At 46.6% G+C, this 206-nt stretch carries 1 protein-coding gene; it reads right to left on the reverse strand.

Annotated features, from left to right (window positions below):
* The coding region (locus NE668_RS10325) for a hypothetical protein (protein ID WP_306795561.1) at positions 1-181 on the reverse strand (181 nt) is incomplete at its 3' end.
* Between the last annotated feature and the right edge of the window lie 25 nt (positions 182-206).

The following is a 206-nucleotide window of genomic DNA, read 5'->3' on the forward strand; positions in this document are numbered from 1 at the left end:
CAAAATCTTTCGCATGACCGAGTCCGTATCTTCCTGTCTCCAAAGAACGAATCGCTTTCTGGAACGCTTCTTTGAAGTTCTTACCGATGCTCATTACTTCGCCTACCGCACGCATCTGTGTTCCAAGCTTGTCTTCCACACCTTTGAATTTCTCAAATGCCCAGCGCGCGAACTTGATCACAACATAATCTCCGTCAGGAACGTAT

Origin of the sequence: Veillonella parvula (assembly GCF_024461875.1) — a bacterium.
GTDB lineage: Bacteria > Bacillota > Negativicutes > Veillonellales > Veillonellaceae > Veillonella > Veillonella parvula_I.